The 20,455-nt window shown below is 71.9% G+C and carries 18 protein-coding genes; 8 read left to right on the forward strand and 10 right to left on the reverse strand.

The window, feature by feature from the left end:
- Positions 1 to 10: 10 nt before the first annotated feature.
- The gene (locus tag ACFXJ8_RS31250; RefSeq protein ID WP_379647567.1) at positions 11 to 820 is read right to left on the reverse strand and encodes a crotonase/enoyl-CoA hydratase family protein; all 810 of its coding nucleotides are present in this window, start codon (positions 818 to 820) and stop codon (positions 11 to 13) included.
- A gap of 129 nt (positions 821 to 949) precedes the next feature.
- Between ACFXJ8_RS31250 and ACFXJ8_RS31255 the strand changes: the two genes are divergently transcribed.
- From ACFXJ8_RS31255 to ACFXJ8_RS31275, 5 genes are read left to right on the forward strand one after another with little or no spacing between them, the layout of a single operon-like run.
- A complete protein-coding gene (locus ACFXJ8_RS31255; protein ID WP_379647568.1) occupies positions 950 to 2,479 on the forward strand; it encodes an acyl-CoA synthetase in 1,530 nt (509 codons plus the stop codon).
- Positions 2,469 to 3,365, forward strand: coding sequence for a Zn-ribbon domain-containing OB-fold protein (locus tag ACFXJ8_RS31260; protein ID WP_379647569.1), 897 nt, complete (start codon positions 2,469 to 2,471; stop codon positions 3,363 to 3,365). Before ACFXJ8_RS31255 ends, ACFXJ8_RS31260 begins: the two co-directional genes overlap by 11 nt.
- A complete protein-coding gene (locus ACFXJ8_RS31265; RefSeq protein ID WP_379647570.1) occupies positions 3,365 to 4,384 on the forward strand; it encodes a lipid-transfer protein in 1,020 nt (339 codons plus the stop codon). Before ACFXJ8_RS31260 ends, ACFXJ8_RS31265 begins: the two co-directional genes overlap by 1 nt.
- 15 nt (positions 4,385 to 4,399) lie before the next feature.
- Positions 4,400 to 5,548, forward strand: a complete 1,149-nt coding sequence (locus tag ACFXJ8_RS31270) for a thiolase domain-containing protein (protein ID WP_379647571.1) — start codon at positions 4,400 to 4,402, stop codon at positions 5,546 to 5,548.
- Positions 5,549 to 5,577: 29 nt separating this feature from the next.
- Positions 5,578 to 7,161, forward strand: a complete 1,584-nt coding sequence (locus ACFXJ8_RS31275; protein ID WP_379647572.1) for an acyl-CoA synthetase — start codon at positions 5,578 to 5,580, stop codon at positions 7,159 to 7,161.
- A gap of 86 nt (positions 7,162 to 7,247) precedes the next feature.
- On the opposite strand, the gene ACFXJ8_RS31280 is transcribed toward ACFXJ8_RS31275, so the two are convergent.
- Positions 7,248 to 7,886 (reverse strand): LysE family translocator, encoded by a 639-nt coding sequence (locus ACFXJ8_RS31280; protein ID WP_379647573.1) that lies wholly within the window; start codon positions 7,884 to 7,886, stop codon positions 7,248 to 7,250.
- 62 nt (positions 7,887 to 7,948) lie between these two features.
- Positions 7,949 to 8,809 carry a LysR family transcriptional regulator gene (locus ACFXJ8_RS31285; protein WP_379647574.1) on the reverse strand — a complete coding sequence of 287 codons (861 nt, stop codon included), beginning with the start codon at positions 8,807 to 8,809 and terminating at the stop codon, positions 7,949 to 7,951.
- A 64-nt stretch (positions 8,810 to 8,873) separates the two neighbouring features.
- Here ACFXJ8_RS31285 and ACFXJ8_RS31290 point away from each other — a divergent pair, with 64 nt between their 5' ends.
- Both ACFXJ8_RS31290 and ACFXJ8_RS31295 read left to right on the forward strand, forming a co-directional pair.
- Positions 8,874 to 9,395: a cysteine dioxygenase gene (locus tag ACFXJ8_RS31290; RefSeq protein WP_379647575.1), complete on the forward strand. Its 522-nt coding sequence runs from the start codon at positions 8,874 to 8,876 to the stop codon at positions 9,393 to 9,395.
- Between the two features lie 166 nt (positions 9,396 to 9,561).
- The gene (locus ACFXJ8_RS31295; protein ID WP_379647576.1) at positions 9,562 to 10,929 is read left to right on the forward strand and encodes a hypothetical protein; all 1,368 of its coding nucleotides are present in this window, start codon (positions 9,562 to 9,564) and stop codon (positions 10,927 to 10,929) included.
- A 93-nt stretch (positions 10,930 to 11,022) separates the two neighbouring features.
- Here the strand turns inward: ACFXJ8_RS31295 and ACFXJ8_RS31300 are convergent, their stop codons facing one another.
- Positions 11,023 to 11,682: a response regulator gene (locus ACFXJ8_RS31300; RefSeq protein WP_379647577.1), complete on the reverse strand. Its 660-nt coding sequence runs from the start codon at positions 11,680 to 11,682 to the stop codon at positions 11,023 to 11,025.
- Positions 11,679 to 12,920: a sensor histidine kinase gene (locus ACFXJ8_RS31305; protein WP_379647578.1), complete on the reverse strand. Its 1,242-nt coding sequence runs from the start codon at positions 12,918 to 12,920 to the stop codon at positions 11,679 to 11,681. The genes ACFXJ8_RS31300 and ACFXJ8_RS31305 overlap by 4 nt, the downstream gene beginning before the upstream one ends.
- Positions 12,921 to 13,056: 136 nt before the next feature.
- Between ACFXJ8_RS31305 and ACFXJ8_RS31310 the strand changes: the two genes are divergently transcribed.
- The gene (locus tag ACFXJ8_RS31310; protein WP_379647579.1) at positions 13,057 to 14,892 is read left to right on the forward strand and encodes an alpha/beta fold hydrolase; all 1,836 of its coding nucleotides are present in this window, start codon (positions 13,057 to 13,059) and stop codon (positions 14,890 to 14,892) included.
- A gap of 16 nt (positions 14,893 to 14,908) precedes the next feature.
- Here ACFXJ8_RS31310 and ACFXJ8_RS31315 read toward each other — a convergent pair whose 3' ends face one another.
- The 5 genes from ACFXJ8_RS31315 to ACFXJ8_RS31335 all read right to left on the reverse strand — a co-directional run bounded on the left by ACFXJ8_RS31315 (position 14,909) and on the right by ACFXJ8_RS31335 (position 20,367).
- Complete coding sequence (locus ACFXJ8_RS31315; protein ID WP_379647580.1) at positions 14,909 to 15,475, reverse strand: TetR/AcrR family transcriptional regulator; 567 nt, start codon at positions 15,473 to 15,475, stop codon at positions 14,909 to 14,911.
- On the reverse strand, positions 15,472 to 17,802 hold the full coding sequence (locus tag ACFXJ8_RS31320; RefSeq protein ID WP_379647581.1) for a YhgE/Pip family protein: 2,331 nt from the start codon (positions 17,800 to 17,802) through the stop codon (positions 15,472 to 15,474). Before ACFXJ8_RS31320 ends, ACFXJ8_RS31315 begins: the two co-directional genes overlap by 4 nt.
- Positions 17,802 to 18,362: an ATP-binding cassette domain-containing protein gene (locus tag ACFXJ8_RS31325; protein ID WP_379647582.1), complete on the reverse strand. Its 561-nt coding sequence runs from the start codon at positions 18,360 to 18,362 to the stop codon at positions 17,802 to 17,804. The genes ACFXJ8_RS31320 and ACFXJ8_RS31325 overlap by 1 nt, the downstream gene beginning before the upstream one ends.
- A 95-nt stretch (positions 18,363 to 18,457) precedes the next feature.
- On the reverse strand, positions 18,458 to 18,901 hold the full coding sequence (locus ACFXJ8_RS31330) for a GNAT family N-acetyltransferase (RefSeq protein WP_379647583.1): 444 nt from the start codon (positions 18,899 to 18,901) through the stop codon (positions 18,458 to 18,460).
- A 110-nt stretch (positions 18,902 to 19,011) separates the two neighbouring features.
- On the reverse strand, positions 19,012 to 20,367 hold the full coding sequence (locus tag ACFXJ8_RS31335) for a M20/M25/M40 family metallo-hydrolase (RefSeq protein ID WP_379647584.1): 1,356 nt from the start codon (positions 20,365 to 20,367) through the stop codon (positions 19,012 to 19,014).
- Between the last annotated feature and the right edge of the window lie 88 nt (positions 20,368 to 20,455).

Raw genomic sequence — 20,455 nt, forward strand, 5'->3', positions numbered from 1 at the left:
TATGGCTGCCTCAGTGGCCCTCGTAGTGGGCGGGGCGCTTGTCCTTGAAGGCTCGCGCCCCCTCCTTCGCGTCCTGTGAGCCGATCACCGGCCAGCCGTACTCGTCGGAGACCTTCAGCGCCTCGGGCTCCGGCAGGCCGAGCGTGTCCCGGTAGGTGCGCAGGATCGCCTGTACGGCCAGCGGCCCCGAGGCCGCGATGTCGTCGGCGATCTCCCGTGCCACCGAAAGAGCCCGGCCGTCGGGGACGACCCTGTTCACCAGCCCCATCGACAGCGCCTCCGCCGCGGTGACCGACCGCCCGGTGAGGAGCAGGTCCATGGCGTGGCAGTAGGGGATCTGGCGGGGCAGCCTGATCGCGCTGCCGCCCATGGGGAACAGCGCCCGCTTGGCCTCGAACAGCCCGAGGGTGGCCGACTCGCCGACCACCCGCAGGTCGGTGCCGACGAGCAGTTCGGTGCCGCCCGCGACCGCGTAGCCCTCGGCGGCGCAGACGATCGGCTTGGTCGGCAGGTCCTCGCGCAGCAGCCCCTTCCAGTGGAAGTTCGGGATGGCCGCGGCCCTGGCCTGGACCTCGGGGTCGGCGGACGGCTGACCCATGGCCTTGAGGTCGGCGCCCGCGCAGAAGGTGCCGTTCGCGCCGGTCAGGATGGCCACGCGGACCTCCCGTTCGGCCGAGACGTAGGCCCAGGCGGAGGCGAGGCCGATGAGCATGTCGGAGGACAGGGCGTTCCTGGCCTCGGGGCGGTCCATGGTGACGATCACGACGTGGCCGTCGCGTTCGACGCGGCAGTGGGGGGTGCTGATCGGCAGGATGTCCACGGCTGACCTCCACGGCGGGGTAGGGGCCGATCCTCTCAGGCGCGGAGGGGTGGATCAAGCGCTTGCTAGGCTGCTTCACCGCGGGTTAGTCTGCCGTCACAAACGAGAACAGGTTCTAGGGAGTTCCCTATGGGCACGCTCGGTTTCTGGAGGCTGGCGCAGGCGGATCCCGAGTGGATCGCCGCGGTCGATCCCGACGGCGCCGAACATCGCGCGGGAGACCTGCTCGCCAGGGCCAACCAGCTCGTCCACGGCCTGCGCGAGCTCGGGCTCCAGCCGGGCGACGGCATCTGCGGCCTGGTGCCGAACGGCGCCGACGGGCTCGTCCTCTACCTCGCCGCGTTACAGGCGGGCTGGTACTACACGCCGATCAACTGGCACCTGGCCGCGCCCGAGATCGCCTACATCGTGGCCGACAGCGAGGCCAAGGCGCTGTTCGTCCACCCGCGCTTCGCCGACGCCGCGCCCCTGGTCGAGGGCGGCTCGTTCGCCTTCGGCGACCTGCCAGGCTTCAGGCCGGTGGAGGAGCTGACCCGAGGCCGCCCCACCACCATGCCCCCTGACCGTACGGCGGGCGCCACCATGCACTACACCTCGGGCACCACCGGCAAGCCCAAGGGCGTCAGGCGCCCGCTGTCCGGCCTGGACCCCGACGACGGCGCCGAGCTGATGACGTTCCTGCTCAGCCTGTTCGGCATCACGCCGGGCCGGCCCAACGCCCACCTGGTCACCTCGCCGAGCTACCACACCGCCGTCACCCAGTTCGGAGGTACGGCGCTGCACATGGGCCACACGCTCGTCTACATGGACACCTGGGACGCCGAGGACCTGCTCCGCCTGTGCGAGCGCCACCGGGTCACCAGCTCCCACCTGGTGCCCACGCACTTCAAGCGCCTGCTCTCGCTGCCGGAGCAGACCCGCGCGGCATACGACCTCTCCTCGCTCCGCTGGATGATCCACGCCGCCGCCCCCTGTCCCGTCCCGGTGAAGTGGGCGATGTTGGAGTGGTGGGGCGACTGCGTCTACGAGTACTACGCGGCCACCGAGGGCGGCGGCACCATCGCCACGCCCGACGGCTGGAAGAAGCACCCCGGCACCGTGGGCACCCCGTGGCCGATCAGCGAACTGCTCATCGTGGACGACGAGGGCGAACCCGTCCCGACCGGCACCCCGGGCACGATCTACATGAAGATGATGGGCGTCGCCTTCGAGTACAAGGGCGACCCGGCCAAGACCGCCGCCGCCCGGTTGAAGGACCACTTCACCGTCGGCGACATCGGCTATCTCGACGAGGACGGCTTCCTCTACCTCTGCGACCGCAAGGCCGATCTGATCATCTCGGGTGGCGCGAACATCTACCCCGCCGAGATCGAGAACGAGATCATGATTCATCCCATGGTCGCGGACGTGGCCGTGTTCGGCATCCCCGACGAGGAGTGGGGCGAGCAGATCAAGGCCGTGGTCGAGCCTGCCCAGGGCGTCACGCCGGGCCCCGAGCTCGCCGCCGAGATCCTCGGGTCGCTGGAGGGACGGCTGGCCAGGATGAAGTGGCCCAGGTCGATCGACTTCATCGAGGAGATGCCCCGCGAGCCGAACGGCAAGCTGCTCAAACGCAAGCTCCGCGCGCCGTACTGGGAGGGTCGCGACCGTGCCATCTGAGCCGCTGACCGCCGACCACGTCCTGGAATTCCCCGGCGGCTACACCAGGACCACAGGACCCGTCATCGGCCGCTTCCTCACCGAGCTGAGGGACGGACGGCTGATGGGGGTCCGCACCGCCGAGGGCAGGACGCTGGTGCCCGCGCTGGAGTACGACCCCGCTACCGGCGAGCCCGTCACCGGCGAGTGGGTCGAGGTCGGCCCCGCCGGTACGGTCACCGGCTCCGCCTGGGTCCACCGGCCGCTGGACAGCCACCCGCTCGACCGCCCGTTCGCCTGGGCCCTGATCAGGCTCGACGGCGCCGACACCGCGCTCGTCCACGCGGTCGACGCGGGCGACTCCAGGGCGCTGCCGCCCGGCACCAGGGTCCGCCCCGTCTGGCGGGCCGCACGCACCGGGCACATCACCGACATCTCCCACTTCGCCCCCGAGGTCACGAAGATCGTCTCGCCGATCAGGACCGCCTACCGGCTGACCGCGAGCCCCTCCCTCACCAGGTTCCTCGAAGGCGTCAGGGACGGGGTGTTCCTCGGCTGCCGCTGCGGCACCTGCGAGAAGGTCTACGTCCCCTACCGCCTGTCGTGCCCCGGATGCGGCAACCCGATCAGCGAGGAGGTGCCGCTGCCCGACACCGGCACCGTCACCACGTTCGCGATCAACAACCTGCCCGACCCGCGCGCCCCCGAGGTGCCGTTCGTGTCCGCCTACATCCTGCTCGACAACGCGGATATACCGATGATCGCCCTGGTCGGCGGGATCCCCGCCCACGAGGTACGGCAGGGCATGCGGGTGCGCGCCGTGTGGGTGCCCGAGCAGGAGCGCACGCTGTCGATGTCGAACATCAAGTGGTTCGCCCCCACGGGCGAGCCGGACGTGGAGCTGTGATGCGTGACGTGGCCGTCGTCGCCTTCGCCCAGACCAGGCACACCGCCCACGACACCGGGCTGTCGGAGCCCGAGCTGATCCTGCCGGTCATCAGGGCGGTGCGGGAGCAGTCGGGCCTGTCGGCGTTCGGGTTCACCTGCTCGGGCTCCTGCGACTACCTGGCCGGGGCGCCCTTCTCGTTCGTCTCCGCGCTCGACGCGCTCGGTGCGTGGCCGCCGATCTCCGAGTCGCACGTGGAGATGGACGGGGCCTGGGCGCTCTACGAGGCCTGGGTACGGCTGCAGCACGGCGACGTCGACACCGCGCTCGTCTACGGCTTCGGCAAGTCGTCGCTCGGCGACCTGCGCACGATCATGACGCTCCAGCTCGACCCCTACTACCTGGAGCCGCTGGGGCTGGACCGGCTGTCGTTCGCCGCGTTGCAGGCCGCCGCCCTCGGCGCGGACCGCGCGGCGCTCGACGAGATCGCCAGGCGCAGCCGTACGGACGGGCTGGCCAACCCGAACGCGCTCCACCTGCCGCTGGAGGAGGGCGAGCCGGTGGTGGAGCCGCTGAAGGAATGGGACATCGCGCCGATCACCGACGGGGCCGCCGCGGTGGTGCTGGCGGCCGGCGACCTGGCCGGGCGGATCTGCGCCAACCCCGCCTACATCCGAGGGATCGCGCACCGCATCGAACCCCACTACCTCGGCATGCGCGACCTGGCCAGATCGGCCTCCGCCGCCGACGCCGCACGCGCGGCCGGAGTCGGCAAGGGGCCGGTGGACGTGGCCGAGCTGCACGCGTCGTTCAGCCACGAGGAGATCATCCTGCGGGAGGCCATGGAGCTGCCGTCCTCGACGGTGATCAACCCCTCGGGCGGGCCGCTGTCGGCCGACCCCGTCATGGCCACCGGGCTCATCAGGATCGGCGAGGCGGCCCAGCGGATCATGGACGGCGCCGCGCGCCGTACCGTCGGGCACGCCGCCGGAGGCCCCTGCCTGCAGCACAACCTGGTGACAGTGATGGAGGCGGGATGAGGATCGGTGAGCGGCATGGGTAACCGATGCGCGGTGGTCGGCGTCGGCCAGACGCACTACACCACCAAGCGCAGAGACGTCTCCATCGCCGGACTCGTGCGCGAGGCCGCGCTCAGGGCCCTGGACGACGCCGGGCTGACCTTCAAGGACATCGACGCGGTCGTGATCGGCAAGGCGCCCGACCTGTTCGAGGGCGTCATGATGCCCGAGGCGTACCTCGCCGACGCCCTCGGCGCGGCGGGCAAGCCGATGATGCGCGTCCACACGGCTGGCAGCGTCGGCGGCTCCACGGCCCTGGTCGGCGCGAGCCTCATCCAGGGCGGCGTGCACGACCGCGTGCTCGTCGTCGCCTTCGAGAAGCAGTCGGAATCGAACGCCACCTGGGCCCTGTCGACGCACCTGCCGTTCAGCGCCTCCCTCATCGTCGGCGCCGGAGGGTACTTCGCCCCGCACATCCGCGAGTACATGCGCAGAACCGGCGCGCCCGACCACATCGGCACGCTCGTCGCCGTCAAGGACCGCCAGAACGCGCTCAAGAACCCCTACGCCCACCTGAAGATCCCCGGGATCAGCCGCGAGATGGTCGAGGCCACGCCCATGCTGTGGGAGCCCATCCGCTACCTGGAGACCTGCCCGTCCTCCGACGGCGCGTGCGCCGTCGTGCTGTCCTCGGAGTCCGCGGTCACCGGCCACCCCGCCTGGATCCACGGTACGGCCATGCGGTCCGAGCCGATCTTCCGCGCCGGTCGCGACACCGTGAACCCGCAGGGCGGCAAGGACTGCGCCGCCGACGTCTACCGCCAGGCCGGAATCGCCGACCCGCGACGCGACATCGACGTCGCCGAGATCTACGTGCCGTTCTCCTGGTACGAGCCGATGTGGCTGGAGAACCTCGCCTTCGCGGCCGAAGGCGAGGGCTGGAAGCTCACCGAGTCGGGCGCGACCGCGCTCGACGGCGACATCCCGTGGAACCCGTCAGGCGGCGTGCTGTCGTCCAACCCGATCGGCGCCTCGGGGCTGATCCGCTTCGCCGAGGCGGCGCTGCAGGTGCGCGGGATGGCGGGCGAGCACCAGGTCGACGGCGCCCGCCGCGCCCTCGGCCACGCCTACGGCGGCGGCGCGCAGTTCTTCGCCATGTGGATCGTCGGCTCCGACAAACCCTGACACCCGTCGTTTCCGGAGAGGAAGGCCCGATGGAGTTCAACCACGCCGACCTGTTCGAGGGTCTCGCCGACGCCATCGGGGACCGCGTCGCCGTGGTCTGCGGCGAGCGCAGGCTCACCTACGCCGAACTCGACGCCCACGCCAACCGGCTCGCCCACCACCTCCACGACCACGGGGTACGGCCGGGCGACCACGTGGGCGCCCAGCTCTACAACGGCATCGAGTACGTCGCCACCCTCCTGGCCACGCTCAAGCTCCGCGCGGTGCCCGTGAACGTGAACTACCGCTACGTCGAGGCCGAGCTGCTCCACCTCTACACCGACTCCCGCATCGTCGCGCTCGTCTACGACGTGGAGTTCGACGCCCGGGTCGCCGCCGTCGCCCCCCAGGCGCCCGAGCTGCGCCACCTCGTCGCCGTCGGCGGGGAGTCGGCCATCGGTACGGCGGTGCCGTACGAGAAGGCGCTCGAGAACCAGCCGGAAACGCGCGGGTTCGGCACCAGGTCGGGCCAGGATGTCTACATCATCTACACCGGCGGCACCACCGGCCTGCCCAAGGGCGTGATGTGGCGCTGCGAGGACCTGTTCATGGGCTTCGGCGGCGGCAACCCCTACGGTGAGCCGCGCCAGAGCCCCGAGCAGGTCGTCGAGGAGGCCGCCAAGGCCGACCCGATCATCATGATGGCGGTGGCGCCGCTGATGCACGGGGCGGCGCAGATGGCCACCTTCATCGCCTGGTGGATGGGCGCGGCCATGGTGTACGTGCGCAAATTCGACGCCGCGGACGTACTGCGCGCGGTCGAACGGGAGAAGGTGCTGTCGATGAACATCACCGGCGACGCCATGGCCAGGCCGCTGGCCGACGAGATCGCGGCGGGAAGCTACGACCTGTCGTCGCTGTTCGTGATCAGCTCGACGGGGGCCATCCTCACCGGCGCGGTCAGGGACCGGCTGCAGGAACTGCTGCCGAACACGATGATCCTGGACAACTTCGGCTCCACCGAGTCGGGGTTCACCGCGTCGGGAGTGGCCGGGTCGTCGCCGGAGAAGGGGCTGCGCTACCAGCCGAACGCGAACTCGACGATCCGGCTGGCGGTCCTCGACGAGCGGTTACAGCCGGTGAAGCCGGGCGTGCTGGGGACCGTGGCGAAGGCCGGGAGGATCGCGTTCGGGTACTACAACGACCCGGACAAGACGGCCAGGACGTTCGTGACGGATGCGGAGGGGACGCGCTGGCTGCTCACCGGCGACCTGGCGACCGTCGAGCCCGACGGGACGATCAACGTGTTCGGGCGCGGGTCGCAGTGCATCAACACCGGCGGGGAGAAGGTCTTTCCCGAGGAGATCGAGGCGGTGCTCAAGGGGCATCCGGCGGTGTTCGACGCGGTGGTGACCGGGGTGCCGGACGAACGGTGGGGGAACAGGGTCGCGGCGGTCGTCGAGGCGCGCAAGGGGGTGCCGGTCACGCGGGAGGAACTGAACGCGCACTGCCGGGGCAGCTTGTCGGGGTACAAGGTGCCGCGAACGTACGCGTTCGTGGACGAGATGGTCCGGTCTCCGGCGGGCAAGGCGGACTACCGCTGGGCGCGAGAACAGGCCCTGGCCCAGGGCTGACCGTCACCCCCCAAAGTCCTTCAGCCCGTGGAAACGGGAGGATCCCGCGCCGACGAGCGCCGGGCGGGATCCGTGGGAGTGTGGGGTCAGGCCTTGGCGGGCTCCCCCGTGAACGCGGCCGCCGCACCGAGGCCCAGGTAGACGATGCCGCTGCTCACGTCGAGTCGGCGACGCGCACGGGCCGAGTTGCGCAGACGCCCCGAAAGGGCCGAGGCGAGCAGCGCGTAGGCCCCGTCGCTCGCGACGCCGAGCGCGATCCACACCACGCCCAGCAGCACGATCTGCGGTGCCACCGGCCCGAGCTCAGGCTTCACGAACTGCGGAAGGAACGCCAGGAAGAAGATCGCGGTCTTCGGGTTGAGGACGTTCACCACGAACCCCTCCCAGAACACCCTGGAGCGCGAATGGCTCTTCAGCGTCGCCGTCTCCCCGTCGTCGGACCTGGTCATGAGCTTGCGGACGCCGAGCCACACCAGGTAGGCGACGCCGAGCCACTTGACCACCATGAAAGCCGTCGCACTGGCCGCCAGCAGCGCGCTGATACCGAAGGCGGCGGCCGCCACGTGCACGATCGAACCGGTGTGGATGCCGAGCACCGAGACCAGCCCGGTCGCCCGTCCTTGCGCGACGCTTCTGGTGACGATGAAGACCACCGCGGGTCCCGGCACGAGGAGAAGGGCCATGGTGGCCGCGCAGAAGACGGCGAGTGTGGCGAAGTCCGGCATGCCGTCATGGTAGGAACCGCCCTGCTCCCGGATCAACGCCTTTTCACCCGTTGAGACCCGGGTCAGCAGGCGGCTCGTAGGGCGTGGACGAGGGCGGCGGTGGCGGGCGGGAGGGGAGGCGCGCCGTACGTGGCGGCGTACACGTGCCTCGTCGACCCGGGGATCTCGTTCGCCGACACCCTCTCGTGCCGGTGGGCGCGCAGCGCGAGCCCCGGCAGGACGGTCACGCCCATCCCCGCCGCCACCAGCGCCTGCACGGCCACGATGTCGTCGCTGGTGAACGAGATCGACGGCTCGAAGCCGGCCTGCGCGCACAGCTCCAGCAGGTGGCTCCTGCACCGGTCGCAGCCGCCGATCCACCGCGACGCGGCGTGCGAGGCCAGCGTGCCCCGGCCGTCCTGCGTCACGAGGTAGCTCGGGTCGTCCAGCAGGTGGGTCATGCTGGTCCCGCTCTCCTCAGGCGCCGTGTCGTCGTACCTGAAGATCACCGCGACGTCCACGCGGCCCGCGCGCAGCAGCCTGAGCGCCTCGGGCGGCTCGGTCTCGATGAGCGTGAGCTGGAGCCCTGGATGCGAGGCGGCCAGCTTGGCGGCGGCGACGGGGACGAACGTGCCGAGCGACGAGGGGAACGCGGCCAGCCGTACCCGGCCGGAGCGCAGGCCGACGTGCGCGGCCAGTTCCTCCGAGGCGGCGTCGAGACGGCCGATGATCTCGGCGGCGCGGTCGGCGAGCAGCTTGCCCGCCTCGGTCAGCCGGATGCCGCGCCCGACCCTTTCGATCAGCTTGGCCCCCGTCTCCGCCTCCAGCCTCGACAGGTGATGGCTGACGGAGGGTTGCGAGTAGTGCAGCGACTTGGCCGCTGCCGTGAGCGAGCCGGTACGCGAGACGGCCACCAACACCCGGAGTCGAACTACATCGAGCATATCTATGAATATGCCAAAAAACTTCTGTTGGACCTATCGGTCTAGAGGGAGGAGCGTAAAAGGCATGGACGAACTGCTGCGAGCAATCAGGAAAATCACCGCCAAGGGGCTCGACCCGCGGCACACCGCGTTCGCCGTGGCCGACCTGCTGAGGGGGAACCTGCCCGACCCCGCCGACCTGCTCACGCCCGAGGAACTGCTCGGCGATCCCGACCACTACGTCTCCACGATCCGCCACGCCGAGAAGGACTTCTCGATCGTGGCCGTCGTCTGGCAGCCAGGCCACGAGACGGTGATCCACGACCACGTGGCGTGGTGCACGTTCGGCGTGCTCACCGGAAACGAGCACGAGACCCTCTACCGCGACATGGGCGACCACCTGGTCGAGATCGGCCGCGCGGACAACCCGCCGGGCGACGTGTCCGGGTTCGCGCCGCCTGGCGACATCCACAAGGTGCGCAACACCAGCGACGAGATCGGCATCTCGCTCCACGTCTACGGCGCGGACCTGAGCGCCTCCGGCACCAGCGTCCGCCGCATCTACGACCTGCCCGTCCGCTCCCTGGCGGCTTCGGGACCCGCCTGATCTCCTCGGCGAGCTAGCTGAGACGCGGGCCGGGCGTCGACTTTCCCTGCCCAGGCGCGGCCTGCGGTCGCGGCCGGTAAACCGTTTGCGCACCGTGGGGGCGGCCCGCGGTCGCGGCCGGTAAACCGTTCGCGCACCGTGGGGGCGGCCCATTACGGTCGCGCGGATGAGCAGCGTTCCTCTGCCCCTGCTGTGGTTGTTCGGGCCGTCGGGTGTCGGGAAGTCCTCGGTCGGCTGGGAGGTGTTCGTCCAGCTGAGCCGGAGTGGGGTCAAGACGGCGTTCGTCGACGGCGACCAGATCAGCCTGTGCCATCCCGTACCGGAGGGCGGCACCCACTGGATCCGGGCGCGGAGTCTTGCCGCGATGTGGCCCGTTTTCCGGGAGGAGGGGGCGAAGTGCGTGGTCCTGTCGGGTGTCGTCGGCAGTCTCGAGGAGGTGCGCGAGCACACGGCGCTGCTCCCTGACGCGGCGTTGACGCTGTGCCGGTTGCGTGCCGACCCCGCCGAGCTCAGGGAACGGTTCCTCGCGCGAGGATGGCGTCAGGACCTCGTCTCGCGGGCTGTCGCCGACGCGCGGGCGCTGGACCGCGGTGACTTCGCCGACGTGTGCGTCGACACCGACGGGCTCACCGTGGCCGACGTGGCCCGCTTGGTCCGCGAGCGGGCGGGTGGCTGGCCGCATGCCGTCCCGGCCGCAACGTCCGGCGGTGCCGTGCCCGGGTCTCCCGCGCCGCGCCGGGATGTCGTGCCCGGGTCTCCCGCGCCGCGCCGGGATGTTGTGCCCGGGTCTCCCGCAACGTCCGGCGGTGCCCTGCCCGGGTCTCCCCCGCCGCGTGGCGGTGCGGTCCCCGGTCCGTCGGCGTCACGTGGCGGTGCCGCTCCCGGTCCGTCGGGACCGTGTGTTGGTGCCGTTCCCGGCCCTTCCGTGCCGCGTGGGGATGTCGTTCCCAGCTCGTCGGCGTCCCGCGGCGATGCCGTTCCCGTGCTGTGGTTTTCCGGCGCCACCGCCGTCGGGAAGTCGACGGTCGGCTACGAGGTCTTCAGGCAGGTCTTCCGGACCGGAGTGCGAGCCGCCTACGTCGATCTCAAGCAGCTCGGCGCACTGCGTCCCGTCGCTGACGACGACCCGGGTTCTCATCGCCTCAAGGCCCGCAACCTCGCGGCCCTCTGGGCCGGATATCGGGCGGCCGGCGCCCGCTGCCTGATCGTCTCGGGGGACGCCGACGCTGACGCCACCCTCCGCGGTTACGCCGAACTGCTTTCGGGAACGGCGGTGACGGTGTGCCGTCTGCACGCCGGTACGGCCACGCTGGCCGAGCGCGTCGCCCGGCGCGGCCGGGGAGAGGGACCGGTGGTGCCGGGCGACGAGCTGAAGGGCCTGGACGCCGACACCCTGCGCCGAATCGCCGGACGGGCGGCGCGCGAAGCGGAGGCGCTGGACCTCGCCGGGGCGGGCGACCTGCGCATCGACACCGACGGCAGGTCGGTGCGGGAGGTGGTCGAGGAGGTTCAGGCCCTCATCGGTGATCGGTGAGGCTCCTGGCCACCAGGAGCCCGCCCGCGAGGGGCTCCTGGCCACCAGGAGTCCACCCACGAGCGGACGGCCTGGCCGTACACATGTGAGGGGTCAGGTGCCGGGGCGGACGAGCCGGTTCTCGTAGGCGAAGATCACGGCCTGGATTCTGTCCCGCAGGCAGAGCTTGGCCAGGATGCTGCGGACGTGGGATTTCACCGTGCCCTCAGAGACGAACAGCCGTGTGGCGATCTCGGCGTTGGACCGGCCGAGCGCGAGCTGCTGGAGGATCTCGCGTTCTCTCGGGGTCAGCGCGGCGAACGGGTCGGGGCCCTCGTCGGGCACCGGCAGGTCGGCGGCGACATGGTCGAGCAGGCGCCGGGTGGCCGAGGGCGCGATGACCGCGTCGCCGTGGTGCACGGTGCGGATCGCGGCCAGCAGGTCCTCCGGCGGCGCGTCCTTGACCAGGAAGCCGCTGGCTCCGGCGCGGAGCGCGGCGAAGGCGTACTCGTCCAGGTCGAACGTGGTCAGGACGATCACGCGCGGCCGGTGGCCGGGCTCGGCGAGCAGGCGGCGGGTCGCCTCGATCCCGCTCACGCGCGGCATCCTGACGTCCATCAGGACCACGTCCGCGGTGGTGACCGCCAGCTTCCGCAGCGCCTCGGCGCCGTCACCCGCCTCGCCCACGACCGTCATGTCGGGTTGCGCCTCAACCACCATGACGAATCCGGCGCGGACCATCACCTGGTCGTCGACGAAGAACACCCTGATCACGCCCGCGTCTCCCTTCGCTGACCGGGAGCGTACGGTAGCCGCGCGGACACCAGGAAACCGCCGCCGGTCGTGGGGCCGGCCGTGGCGGCGCCGCCGAACGCGAGGAACCGCTCGCGCATGCCGACCAGGCCGTGCCCGGCCTCCGTCCCACCAGCGTCGTGCCCGTGACCGGGGCCCGCGTGACCAGAGCCGTCATGACTGGGGGAGTCTCGGACGTCCACGGTCAGTTCGGTCTCGCCCCAGCGCAGCAGGACGCGGGCCCGGTGTCCCGCGCCCGCGTGCTTGAGGGTGTTGGTCAGCGACTCCTGAACCATCCGGTAGACCGCGAGCTCGGCCGCCGGACTGAGCCGCCGTTCGACGCCCTCCTGCTCCATGGTGACCTCCAGGCCCGCGGCGCGGGTCCCGTCGATCAGCCTCGGCAACTCGTCCAGCGTCGGCTGGGAGCCGTGGGAGTCGGGTTCGAGCGGCGTCTCCGCGCGCAGCACGCCGAGCAGGCTCCGCATGTCGGTCAGCGCGTGGCGTCCGGCCTCGGCGATCGTGGACAGGATCTCGTGGGCCCTTCCGGGGTCGGATCGAACGGCGTAGGTGCCGCCCTGGGCCTGGCTGATCACCACGGACAGGGAGTGCGACACCACGTCGTGGATCTCACGGGCGATCCGCGCCCGCTCGGCGCTGACCGCGCGCCGCGCGCGCTCCTCCCTGTCGGCCTCCGCGCGCCGCGCCCGTTCCTCGACCGAGGCCAGGTACACGCGCTGCGTCCGCCGCCACACCCCCAGGCTCCATGCCGCCAGGCAGACGGCCAGCAGGAAGAGTGCCACGAAGCCGGGCGGCAGCCCAGCGCTCTGGTGCGGGTTGAGCCAGAACTTCACGCCGATGACCGCGGATCCGAGTACGGCCACGGCCAGCGCCCAGGCGGCGGCCTCCCGGCGGCCGTGGGCGCACACCGAGTACAGCGACCACGGGAAGACGATCATTGAGGGGGGTAGCAGCGCCACGCCGCCGACCGTCAGCATCACCGCGCATCCGGCCGAGACCGCCGCGAACGACCACCACGGCGCCCCGCGGCGTAAACCCATGGCGACATGGGCCATCAGCGCCCCCACCAGAGCGGGGGACACCGCCCCCAGCACGAATCCGGTCCAGACCAGCAGGGGCAGGCCGAACAGCGCGGCGAGGGCGACGTCGAGGAGGGCCCGATGCCCTTGTCCCCACCTGACCAGGTGGTTGATCCGCGACATGCGGCCAAGTCTAGGCACGCTCGCGGCGCCGCCGGCTCTGCCTCGAGAGGGATCAGGTGTGGCCGGCAGGCAGATGTGGCGGCAGGGGCGCGGCCGCAAGGGTGGGAGCACCGAACAGAATCCGGACGGAGTGCTCATGAGGAGAAGGACCACCAGCCTGCTCGCCGCCCTGGCGGTGACCGCGGCCCTCACCGCCGTGTCGCCACCGGCTGTGGCGCGCGCCGCTTCCTGCGCGCAGGCCGCCGAACGCTGCGACGGCACGCTGGAGGTGCCGCTGGACCCGGCGAACCCGCAGGGGGACAAGCTCTCGATCGCCTACACGTGGGTGCCGGCCAAGGACCGGACGCGGCAGGCGACCGGCACCGTTCTCGTCCTTCCCGGTGGGCCCGCGCCCTCGCTGTGGGCGGTCGACAACACCCGCGCCTGGCTCGGGTCCGCCCTCGACCATCAGAACCTGCTCATGCTCGACCAGCGGGGCTGGGGCCGATCGAGCCCGTTGTCGTGCCCGGGGCTCGACGTGACCGACGCCGAGACCGTACGGCGATGCGCCGCCAGGCTCGGAGAGCGCGCCCGCTTCTTCGGGACCGCCTACGCCACGCACGACATCGAGGCGCTGCGCGCCGAGCTCGGCGTGCCCGCGCTGACCGTCTACGGCTACTCGTGGGGCACCCTGATCGGTCAGGCGTATGCCGCCCGGTATCCCGGCAGGGGGACCCGCGCCGTCCTGTTCGACAGCGCGCTGACGGCCGGCCGGGACGGCTACGCGGACATGTCGCTGGCCTCCGCCGCGCGGCGTGCGGCGGCCGATCTCGACGCCGTGTGCCGCCCGTCGGCCGCGTGCGCGAAGCTGCCAGGCACAGCCGCGAGCCGCTGGGCGAAACTCGTCGCGCGGCTGCGATCGCATCCTGACGCCCAGGTGAAGGTCGCGGATCTGGCCCGGCTCAGTGGCAACCTCGCCGATCCCCTCGTCGGCAGGCAGGCCAACGCCGCCGCTGCCGCCTACCTGCGGGGCGATGTCGCGCCGCTACGACGCCTGGTCACCCGGTTCCCCGCCCCTCCGGCGATGCCGAGCGATCCGGCGCTGCTGGCCTACGCCTGCGCCGACGCGGCCCTGCCGTACGGCAGGCAGGCGGGGCTCGATGAGCGCCGCGCCCAGCTCGCCCGCTACCGGGCGGCGCGGCCGGCCCGCCCCTACACCACCGGCGAGGCGCTCGGCGCGGGCGGCGAGGCGGCCGACTGGTGCCTGGAGTGGCCGACCCGCGAAGGCAACCCGCCGCTGCCGGACACCGCCCGCCCCCCGCGGGTGCCCGCGCTGACCATCGGCGGGCAGCTCGACGCCGTGACCCCGCCGGCCAACGCGACACAGGTGGCGCGGAGATTCGGGGGCAGATTCGGGGGCACGGCCGTCACCGTGCCCTTCGGCGCGCACGTCGGGGCCTCCTTCGGGCAGAGCGAGGTCCACACCTGCCTGCGCTCGGCCGTGCGCTCGTTCCTCAGCGCGCCAGGCCCGGTGTCGGACGTCCGGTGCACCGCGGAGAACTACCGCGCGCTCGGCCGCTTCCCGCGCACGTCGCACGACCTGCGGCGGGCCCGCGTGGACGGACTCGACGCGCACCGGCGGCGGCTGCTGGCCGCCGCCTTCGCCGCCGCGGACGACGCGGTGGCCCGCCGCAACCCGAACGGCATGCCGGCCGCCGGTGACCTCTCCGTCGCGGGGCTGCGTGGCGGCCGGATCGACTACGGCGCGGATGCGACGCGGTTGTCCGGGGACCGTTTCGTCGCCGATCTCGCGGTGAGCGGTGAGATCCGGCTCGACGCGGCGGGCCGGGCATCCGCCACCCTCGACCTCACCCGCGGCCGGTCCACGGTCCATGCCGTCATCGAGTGGAAGCCGTTCGAGCCCGCCGACTCCGCCGCCGTCAGCGGCACGCTGGACGGCGTCGCCTTCGATGGGGTCGTGCCCCGCTCCTAACTCAGCGGAACGGCGCCTACCGCACGCGTCCGTGCAGCAGTTCGACCAGCGTGCGGTGGGTCTCGTCGAGCGGGCGTCCGGGGTGCAGCGCCCGCCGTTCGATCGCGACCGTCAGCACCATGCCGAAGATCGCGGTCGCCGCGGTCTCGACGTCGAGGTCGTGCCGTACCGCGCCCTCCGCCACGGCCCTGCGCAGGACGTCGGTGTAGACGCCGAGCACCTGCGAGCGCAGCTTGGCCACCGCCTCCTGCCAGGCGGTGCGCCACATCTCGGCCAGCAGCACCCTGGCGAAGGCGCCGTACTGCTCGAAGAACTCCAGCTGGCCGCGCACCGTCGCGTCGAGCGCGGCCAGGCCCGTGTCGCCGACCGCCGCCTGGCCCAGCGCGTCGGCCAGGCGCTCGATGCTGTGCTCCAGGAGGGCGGTGAACAGCGCCTCCTTGGTGCCGAAGTTGTAGAAGACGGTGCCCTTGGCCACCCCGGCGCGTTCGGCGATCGCGTCGACCGTGGTGGCCGCGTAGCCCTGCTCGGCGATCAGCTCGATCGCCGCGCCGAACACCTTAATGCGCGTCTCCGCCCTGGTCACAGGGACAGCTCCGGGTGCAGGCGGCTGACGGTCCAGGTGCGGCCTTTGTTGACGGCGAGGACCGTCAGCGCGAGGCCGAGGAGGAGGAACAGGGTGAGCACGCCGCCAGCCTGCCACACGACGGTCAGATCGCCGCCGCTGATCAACCGGCGCAGCGCCGACACCAGCCAGCTCATCGGCAGCCACGGCGAGATCGTCTGGAAGAAGCCGGGCGAGGTCTCGATCGGGTAGGTGCCCGCCGCCGAGGTCAGCTGCAGCATCAGCAGGGCCAGCGCGACGACCCTGCCGGGCGCGCCGAGCAGCGCGTTGACCGCCTGGACGATCGCCATGAACGCGCCCGTCGCCAGCAGCAGCAGGCCCGCCACCCCGGCCCAGTGCGCCGCCTCCAAGCCCAGGGCGAACCTCAGGACGGCCAGCAGCACGCCGACCTGTGCCGCGCCCAGCGCGAAGGCGGGGACCCAGCCGGACAGCGCCACCCGCAGCGCGCCTGCCGTACCGGCGAGCAGGCGCGGGTTGAGCGGACGCAGCACCATGTAGGCGATCATCGCGCCCACCCACAGGGCCAGCGGCACGAAGAACGGCGCGAAGCCCGTCCCGTAGTTGGGCACCTCGTTGTCGACGGAGGTGGCCAGCCTGACGGGGTCGCTCATCATGTCCGTGCGCCCGTCGCGCTCGGACGTGCTGTAGTCGGGGATCTGCTCGGCGCCGTCGGACAGCCCGTTCGCGAGGTCCTTGGAGCCGTCGCTGAGCTTGCCCGAGCCGTCGTGCAGCTTGCCGACGCCGGAGTGGAGCTGGTCGGCGCCGTCGTTCAGCTGTCCGACGCCGGTGCGCAGCCGCGTCGCGCCGTCGGTCAGTTTGACCAGCCCGCCGCCGAGCTTGCCGAGCCCGTCGCCGACCTGCTGGGAGCCGTCGGCCAGCTTGCCGACGCCGGTCGTCAGCTTGCCAACGGCGGTGCCGGACTTGGCGATGCCCGCGTTCACCTGGGCCGCGCCGTCGGTGAGCTTGGCCAGGCCCGCGTCGAGCTGGTTGTACTGCTCGCGCAGCGCCTCTACCTGCGGCCCCACCTTGGGCGCCGCCTCGGCCACCTTGCGCGCGTTCGCGGCCAGTTCCCTGGCCTCCCGCCGCAGCTCGGCCAGGCGATCACGGGTGTCGGACCCGGTGTCCTGCCGCTGCCCCGTGGTGGCCGCCCGGTCGACGACCGACTGCGCCGACGAGGCTGCGGCCCTGGCCAGGCGGCGCAGCTCGGGGTCGGCCTCCGGGTGGGCCTCCAGATAGTCCTGTACGGCCTGCGCCCTGCTCGCCGCCTGCTCGGCCGCCCCGCTGACGCGGTCGGGAGCCGGGCCCTGCACCGAGCCGAGCCCGTCGGCGATCGCGTCCAGCCCGTCGGCGAGGCGGTCGGCGGCCTCGCCCACCCGCGGACCCCACTCCTCCAGAACCGGGACGTACTTGTCGGCGGCGGCGTTGACCTTGCCGGAGTTCGCGTGGACCTGGTCGTAGACCTGCTTGTTGCCGTCGGCGACCTTCTGCGCGCCGTCGCCGAGCTTGGTCAGCCCGGTGCCGAGCTTGGTGAGCCCGTCCTGGGCGGTGGCCAGGCCCTTGGTGACCTTGGCCGAGCCCGCCGCGAGCTTGCCCGTGGCGGTGTTCGCGCTGCCCAGGCCCACGGTGAGCTGCTGGGCGCCATCGTGCGTCCTGCCCAGGCCGGCCGAGAGCCGCTGCGTGGCGTCCTCCGTCTTCCCCAGGCCCTTGTCGATCTTGTTGGCGCCCTTGTGCAGCTCGTCGGCGCCGTCGGCGGCCTCCGTCGTCTTGTCGTGCATGTCGCCGATCGAGACGAAGACCTGGTCGAAGTAGTCGCGCACGGCGGTCTGCGCCGCCGCCGCCCTGACCTCGTTGAAGACCGCGTCGGAGATCGAGCTCATGATGTAGGAGCGGCCGGCGTCCACCTCGACGCCGAGCTGGGCGGGAGTGGGCGTGCCGTCCTGGGAGGGCGAGGCCAGGCGCGCGCTGAAGTCGGCGGGGACGCTCAGCGACAGGTAGTAGCTGCCGTCGCGCACGCCGTCGGCCGCCTGCGCGGCGGTGGTCGCGTGCCAGTCGAAGACCTCGCGGTCCTTCAGCTCGTCGGCGAGGTCGCGGCCCGCGTGCAGCGTCCTGCCGTCGGCGTCGGCCGGACGGTCCTCCATCACCAGGGCGACGGGCACCCTGTCGAGGTGGCCCTGCGGATCCCAGAACGACCACAGGTACAGGCCCGCGTACAGCAGGGGCAGCATCACCACACCCGCGATCGCCGCCCTGGTCAGCCGGGACCGTGAGAACCGGCGCAGCTCCTTCATCACAGCTCCACGAGGTGGTCGTAGCGGGCGGGTGGGCTCACGCAGGAGGCGACCACGGCCGTGCGCTGGTCTCTGAGCAGGTTCCACAGCGCGATCTGCCGCTCGTACGGCAGGCCCGCGTCGATGTTGTCGGCGACGATCAGGGCGGGGGAGTCGAGGAGCGCGAGCGCGACGCCGAGCCGTACTCGCTGCTCCCTGTCGAGCTCCCGCACGAGCGTCCGCGGGTCCACGTCGAGGCCCGCCCCCTCAAGGGCCTCGGCGTGGTGCTTGCGGCCGCTGCGGCGCTCGTGCAGGTGCTCGTGGACGGTCAGCGCCTTGTCGAAGTCGGTCACGCCGTCGACCAGCGCCAGCGCGGCGACCTTGCGGATGGCGCGCGGCCTGGCGTGCCCTGCCACGTGCAGGGTGCCCGAGGTCGGCTTCATCCGGCCGGACAGCGCCAGCAGCAGGCTCGTACGGCCGCTGCCGGTCGGGCCCGCGACCACGGTGAGCGTGTTCGCGCCCGCTTCGAGCGAGACGTCGGCGAACACTCCTTCCACCGACAGACCCTTCGCGACGATCACCACGGCTCCTCTTTAGAACTGACCAGTCAGTACAAAAACTAGCGCATGGGACGGCACCGACCCTTACCGGGCCGGTGTGACGATGACCACGACCGCTATGGCAGCAGGATCACGTACGTCAGGAAGCCGGAGTTCTCCGCGACCTGGTCGTAGAGCCGCCGCGCCGTGCCGTTCGACTCGTGGGTGCGCCAGTAGACGCGCCCGCAGCCGCGCCGCCTCGCCTCCTCGGTCACCGCCGCGATCAACTCCCGCGCCACGCCCCTGCCGCGTACGTCAGGGGCGGTGAAGAGGTCCTGCAGGTAGCAGACGTCCGCGTCCGGCGCCGAGGTGCTGGGGTGGAAGAGGAAGTGCGTGATGCCGACCAGCCTGCCGTCCAGTCTTGCGACGAGGGCGTGCATCCGTTCGTCCTTCTCGAACTCCTCCCAGGCCCGCTGGTACATCCGGTCGGGCTCGGTGCGCTGGTAGAAGTCGATGTAGGCGCGGAACAGGGCCTCCCACTGGGGCCTGTCGGACGGGAGCGGCTTGCCGATGCTGATCATGTGACCAACCTACGGACGAGTGGCCTGGCATCCCATGCCCACTTCCGGGCGAAAACGCACGACCACTCGGTCCCCGGCGAAGGTGTGCCGGGGACCGAGTGGTCGAAGGGTCAGACCCCCAGGGCCGAGGGCGAGCCGTACTCCGCCAGGAAGAGGGCCTCGGTGGTGGCCACCCGGCGCAACTCCTCCAGGTTCACCCGCTCGTTCGGGGCGTGGATCGCCGCGTCCTCGTCCTCCGCGCCGAACAGCAGGATCTCGGCCAGCGGGAACTGCTTGAGCAGCGTGTTGACCAGCGGGATCGACCCGCCGGCGCCCACGTCGCGGGGCGCGCGGCCGAAGGCGCGCTCCATGGCCCTGTTGAGCGCCGAGCGCGCCCTGCCGCCCGAGTCGGCCTGGAAGCCCGACCCGAGGACGACGTCGCTGAAGCTCACCTTCACGCCCCAGGGCGCGACCTGCTGCAGGAACTCGGTGACGGCGTCGACCGTCGTCTTGGGGTCGCCCGCCGGAGGGATGCGGACCGTCACCCTGGCGCGGGCGGCCGGCTGGACGGCGTTGATCGCGCCGGAGACCGTGGGGACGTCCATGCCCGTCACGGTGATGGCGTAGGAGGACCACAGCCGGTCGGCGAGCGAGCCCGAGCCGACGAGGGAGACGCCGTCGACCACGCCCGCCGTGTGCCTGAACTCCTCCTCGGAGGGGCCGGTGCCGAGGAAGGAGCCGCGCGGCAGGCCGGGGACGCGGATGTCGCCGTTGTCGTCGTGCAGCGCGGTGAGCATGCGCATGAGCGCGGCCAGCGCGTCGGGGGCGGCGCCGCCGAAGGAGCCGCTGTGGACGGGCTCGCGCAGCGTGCGCGTCTCGATGGTGAAGGCCGCCATGCCGCGCAGCGAGGTCGTGACGGACGGGTCGCCGACGCGCGGGTTGCCGGTGTCGGCGACGATGATCGCGTCGGCGCGGACCAGCTCGGGGTTGCGCTCGACGAAGGCCTCGAGGCGCTCGCCCGCATACTCCTCCTGGCCCTCGATGATCACCTTGATGCCGACGGGGAAGCGGCCGTGGAAGGCGCGCAGCGCGGCGACGTGGGAGATGATGCCCGACTTGTCGTCGGCGGTGCCCCGGCCGTACAGGGCGCCGTCGATCAGGGTGGGCTCGAAGGGCGGGGTGCGCCAGGCCGCGGGGTCGCCGGCGGGCTGCACGTCGTAGTGCGCGTACAGCAGCACCGTGGGGGCGCCGGGGGGAGCGGGGGCCTCGCCGAAGACGGCGGGGAAGCTGCCCTCCACGGGAATCCGCTGCACGCGCGGCAGGCCCACGCTGCGCAGCAGTTCCTCGGTGGCGGCCGCGGCGGCGAGTACGGGTTCCTCTGGGTGGCCGGGGAAGGCCACGGAGGGGATGGACGCCAGCCGCTTCAGGTCCTCGATGGCCTGGGGCATTCCCGCCGCGACGGCGCTCTCTAGCTGGTCAGGAGTCACGGGTTGTCCCCCGGAGTCGTTCTGGACAGTACGCCTCATTGCACCACAGAAGGTTCCACATGGTGGAAACGGGTCTGGCGTGGCGTGC

It is taken from the genome of Nonomuraea sp. NPDC059194, from assembly GCF_042754765.1.
In the GTDB taxonomy this organism is placed as follows: domain Bacteria; phylum Actinomycetota; class Actinomycetes; order Streptosporangiales; family Streptosporangiaceae; genus Nonomuraea.

Excerpts from the sequence above, each read along its gene's own strand:
- ACFXJ8_RS31255 (WP_379647568.1), top strand. The coding sequence starts at position 950 with ATGGGCACGCTCGGTTTCTGGAGGCTGGCGCAGGCGGATCCCGAGTGG.
- ACFXJ8_RS31265 (WP_379647570.1), top strand. The coding sequence starts at position 3,365 with ATGCGTGACGTGGCCGTCGTCGCCTTCGCCCAGACCAGGCACACCGCC.
- ACFXJ8_RS31270 (WP_379647571.1), top strand. The coding sequence starts at position 4,400 with ATGGGTAACCGATGCGCGGTGGTCGGCGTCGGCCAGACGCACTACACC.
- ACFXJ8_RS31275 (WP_379647572.1), top strand. The coding sequence starts at position 5,578 with ATGGAGTTCAACCACGCCGACCTGTTCGAGGGTCTCGCCGACGCCATC.
- ACFXJ8_RS31280 (WP_379647573.1), bottom strand. The coding sequence starts at position 7,886 with ATGCCGGACTTCGCCACACTCGCCGTCTTCTGCGCGGCCACCATGGCC.
- ACFXJ8_RS31285 (WP_379647574.1), bottom strand. The coding sequence starts at position 8,809 with ATGCTCGATGTAGTTCGACTCCGGGTGTTGGTGGCCGTCTCGCGTACC.
- ACFXJ8_RS31290 (WP_379647575.1), top strand. The coding sequence starts at position 8,874 with ATGGACGAACTGCTGCGAGCAATCAGGAAAATCACCGCCAAGGGGCTC.
- ACFXJ8_RS31295 (WP_379647576.1), top strand. The coding sequence starts at position 9,562 with ATGAGCAGCGTTCCTCTGCCCCTGCTGTGGTTGTTCGGGCCGTCGGGT.
- ACFXJ8_RS31305 (WP_379647578.1), bottom strand. The coding sequence starts at position 12,920 with ATGTCGCGGATCAACCACCTGGTCAGGTGGGGACAAGGGCATCGGGCC.
- ACFXJ8_RS31310 (WP_379647579.1), top strand. The coding sequence starts at position 13,057 with ATGAGGAGAAGGACCACCAGCCTGCTCGCCGCCCTGGCGGTGACCGCG.
- ACFXJ8_RS31320 (WP_379647581.1), bottom strand. The coding sequence starts at position 17,802 with ATGAAGGAGCTGCGCCGGTTCTCACGGTCCCGGCTGACCAGGGCGGCG.
- ACFXJ8_RS31330 (WP_379647583.1), bottom strand. The coding sequence starts at position 18,901 with ATGATCAGCATCGGCAAGCCGCTCCCGTCCGACAGGCCCCAGTGGGAG.